Genomic DNA, 3,978 nt, shown 5'->3' with positions numbered 1-3,978 from the left:
GGTACGGAGGCCGGCCCGACTAGGGCGGCCACACTGATGGCGGCAGCGACGATCGCACTTATCCAACGGTTCATTGAAGTCTCCTTTGTTCCCATTGAATTATGTCGAAAAGCTCTCCATTCTTTTCAACCTAAGTCCCGGACCTCTTTCACCTTCTGACGCCCTCTACAGCACTGCGTTCCGGACCAAATGCAGGTCATGTTGCGGGGCGGCCCGCGGCGGATTGTGGAGTCAAAGAGAGGCGCCAGGATCGCCACTCAGCATCACCGAGGTCAGTGGCATACGATGGGGCTGTCATGCCCCTTCGAAGGGCTCAACGGGCTCAACCCGATTCTCCAGACATTGTTTAGTAGGATACGATCCTTTAGTAGGATAAGATCGTCCCTAAGCCGTTCTGCTCTGCGATGTCGAGTATTGCAGAACCTATTGCGACATCATGTATCGCGAGCCCGAGATTGAACACTGCAATGCGATCAGCGTTGTGAATTCTGCCAGCGAGCCGTCCACCGATAACATCGCTGACAGATCCACGAACCCTGGAAATATCCCTATAAGGAGAGCCTGTAGCAATGATGTAGTTTTTGAATTGCTCAACGTCATCAGCCAACAATACATCCGAAGCCGTCATTATGTCCTGTGACCATCCGCGGACATGGACGGGCAGAACCAAGCTGCCCTCCTTAACCCATGCGAACTGGAATGCCACGCCCGCCAATCGACTTGTCGCTGTCACTACGACGTCAGCGGTGCGGATCGCGGTCTCAGCCTCTTTGACGTGAACTATTGTTGCTTCGGAAGAAGTCTGTTCAGCCAACCGGCTCACAGCATTTTCATCGATATCTACGACATGGAATTCTGCAGCGGGGTGAATCAACGACAGAATTTTTACGTGGTAAAGGCCTTGAAGACCCGCACCGATCACCGCTATCCTGTCCACGCGATGCGGCGACAAATACTTGCTGGTGATAGCCGACGCTGCCGCTGTGCGAACTGCCGTCAGGTAAGCAGCATCCATCACGCAGACTGGTAGGCCCGTGTCCGGGTCGTTTAAAACCAAAAGTCCTGTAAAGTTTGGCAAACCAACTTTACGATTGCTGGAGTAACTGGCAACCCATTTAAGGCCGCATCGGCGTTGCGTGGGAAGCCAACCAGCCATTGCGTGAATGAATGCGTCGTGCCTCGGGTGGATCCCGATCTTGGTCGGATTCTCAAATGCGCCGATGCCGTGATCACGAAGCGTCGCGTCGACAACATCTAATACTGCGGCAAATGGCAAATTCGTCGCTGCGATGTCATTTCGACTCAGCCATCTTACAATAGGCGTCGTCATATTACCTCGTCTCCTGATGTTGAAACCGGCGCTGGAACAGTCCAGTCTTTCTGTTTGGGAATGTCGGTATCCGAATGGGGCGACGCGACTTTCAGATCGTCTCTCGTGAACTGCCGCTAATCATGCAAAGATTTCGTGAGTTTGCTCCTATTCCGCGCGTGCAGATCCACGAGCGAACCGAGTAATCAGCTTCAGCAAGAGTTAGCGCTTCCATGAAACCACATTTAGAGTCTACAATCTTAGGCGGGCCGTTCGCAGGATCGTTCAGTGCCGTGAGCGCCATTATTCTTCCGTCGCCGAATTGGTGTTCTTCTGTAAGATTACTCTACCTTTGCGGAAAGATGGTCTGCGCCGTTCGGAGTGTCGCCTCTATGTCGGAGCACAAGAGCGGCAGTGTCGGAGCCAGTAGATTATTATTCTGATCGATGAAACGAAGAAATTCGTCGCTGTACATGCTAACGTAATTGAGTTCGCTAACTGCTGCGGCCGATAGCACCGGAATTGAGGACAGATCCACTATGGTGCGCGGCTCCAACCGCAGAAGCGCGGCTCGAAGAATTGCTTGATATTCATCATTGACATCGGCGGTTGCGATCACAACGATCGACCGCGGTTCGCGTGCGTGCCCAATCTCTGCCGGGCGTACGAGCGCGACTTTTATGTCAGTGCGGCGGAGACGTTTGCGAAGAATCTTAGGATTCCGCGTTACGACTACCGTGGAACGGAATCGCTCTCCCACACCACTCCTGATGAGCCCACGACCCAGCATACCCGACCCGATGATGTAAAGGCGGTCGGGCAGCTCTCCATTCGGGAATCGATCAGCTATGATGTCTCGGACGATTTGATCGTAGTTGAACGATGCAATGAAGCGATGTCGCTCGCGTGCGGCACGACCTATATCAATTGCCAACCGTGCGATCTGGAAAATCGGAAGTTTTCGATCAACAAATTCGATAGCCTTCACAAGCTGATGCCCGATGTTACTCTCACCGAGGATCTGAGAATGAGCGCCGGATGCAATCTCGGCGAGACGTTGAGCAATTGCGGCCGCACCTTCAATGCATTCATATGAAAAACCCGAAAAGAGCGTGCTTTCGAGATTTCTGAGTGCGGGCTCCTCACCATAGGCCTCAACTCGTACACAAGTTGTGATCAGTAGAACTCCACTTCTCCCTAGTTCGGTCGCGAGTGGTTTAAGCTTCGCCGAATGCTGCGCCACTTCGAAAGGCGACCTTATCTGGTGATCAATATAGAGGCCAAGGAACTCGCTCATCCATCCCTCCTGATCTTGATCGAAGCCCAGGCGGCAGTTGACGCGGACCGCCCTCGAGCTCGAGGTGTTCCACCGAACCTTCCTTGGCCGTGAGATGCAGGACCGCGTAGTGCCGCGCTTCGTGTACAGGCGGGTGCGTCGGTTATGGGGTCGCAGCCAACGATGAGGTCTTCTGCCGAGGTCGATGAGGACGGCGAGCGAATTTTTTGGGCGGCGGCGGACTTGCCGACCCCTTCCCGTAAAATGCGGATATGATGCAGGCCTGACATATAGCTTCCTTTGGTGACTCGAGCGATGTCACGTCGGTTGGCAGCTCGTGCCGACTCGTGACGAGGAAGCTGCGAAGTTCGTGCCAATTCTGCACAAAAGCCGCAGAAAAATAGTGCTGCCATATTATTCAAGGGGTTCAATGAGGTTATGGCAGGACCTTGGCCGAACACGCCGGCGTCGTGAACCCGACAAAACCCGACAGTTATCGGCTGTCAAGCGAACCGAGACTTGACCCCCACACGAGGCGGAATGCTCTTTTTTGTCCGCCGTCGTGGTCGAATTCGAATGCCAGATGGCGGCAGGTCTTCCCTCAGCTTTTGCAGCGCTTCGCGACCGGTCTCGGTTAGGACAAGGGGCTCGTCACTGCGCCAACGCTCGTAATCCTGTTGATCGCTTCGGCTGTGCGTAACCTCGGTCCCGGAGCCGTTCCAGTGAGCGCGCCACCAGCGGTTCTCCGGCTCGACCGGCTTCACAGCGGGCTTGGTCGCGCCGCAGAGCCCATTCCCGCTCGGATTGTCGCGTTTCTTCTTCGACCTGGGCAGACACCGCAGTGGCGATGGCGATCCGATCGGGCGTCGAGAAGCTGCTTTTCGACCGCCGCATGGACCTGCGGGGCGTGCGTTTGCTCTCGGTACTCACGCACGAGCCCAGCAACAGCAGCTTACTTTGGGGTGCTGTGCGCGTCATCGTGCGTATCTTCTAAAACGGGCCGACACCTTGGTCGTTGGCGCGCCGATTCGTCATGGCGCAGCGCCACGCAGCCAAAAGCGCACCTGCAAGGTCCAGTTTACACTCGGCCAGTCCAATCGCGTCCAACTTGGCCGCGAGCTGTGTCGCAATCACCCGCACGAGCTTGGCCTACCTGAAGCAGGCGAGCGAGCGTCGACCGTAGCGAGCATACCGTCCATTGCACTGTAGCAAATCCAGCACCACCACTATCGACCGCTGGTCGAACGCATCATAGGCCGGCGAGCCGTTGCCGGCCAGGCGAGAAGCTTATCAGCCTGTTCGAAGAATATGAGATATCATCGTCAAAGGCACCCGCGACTCCAGTACATCGCAGCTGTCGCGCCGGCAGCGCCGGTATACGCCGGATTGTCGC

2 protein-coding genes and 1 pseudogene are annotated in these 3,978 nt (G+C 55.6%); 1 reads left to right on the top strand and 2 read right to left on the bottom strand.

All coding sequences use genetic code 11. The annotated features are described in order from the left end of the window. Window positions 1-364: 364 nt before the first annotated feature. Together EOA27_RS26045 and EOA27_RS26040 are read right to left on the bottom strand one after the other, a co-directional pair. The gene (locus EOA27_RS26045) at window positions 365-1,330 is read right to left on the bottom strand and encodes a DUF4147 domain-containing protein (RefSeq protein ID WP_127257606.1); all 966 of its coding nucleotides are present in this window, start codon (window positions 1,328-1,330) and stop codon (window positions 365-367) included. A gap of 325 nt (window positions 1,331-1,655) precedes the next feature. After that, complete coding sequence (locus EOA27_RS26040) at window positions 1,656-2,606, bottom strand: hypothetical protein (RefSeq protein WP_127257604.1); 951 nt, start codon at window positions 2,604-2,606, stop codon at window positions 1,656-1,658. 892 nt (window positions 2,607-3,498) lie between these two features. Between EOA27_RS26040 and EOA27_RS42300 the strand changes: the two are divergent. Continuing rightward, window positions 3,499-3,978 (top strand): annotated as a pseudogene (locus EOA27_RS42300) (hypothetical protein); the annotation flags it as partial.

The organism is Mesorhizobium sp. M2A.F.Ca.ET.037.01.1.1, from assembly GCF_003998075.1.
In the GTDB taxonomy this organism is placed as follows: domain Bacteria; phylum Pseudomonadota; class Alphaproteobacteria; order Rhizobiales; family Rhizobiaceae; genus Mesorhizobium.
This window is presented reverse-complemented; position numbering and strand designations above follow the sequence as displayed.

What these genes read in the sequence shown, in the direction of transcription:
- EOA27_RS26045 (WP_127257606.1), bottom strand. Translation starts at nt 1,330, where the DNA reads ATGACGACGCCTATTGTAAGATGGCTGAGTCGAAATGACATCGCAGCG.
- EOA27_RS26040 (WP_127257604.1), bottom strand. Translation starts at nt 2,606, where the DNA reads ATGAGCGAGTTCCTTGGCCTCTATATTGATCACCAGATAAGGTCGCCT.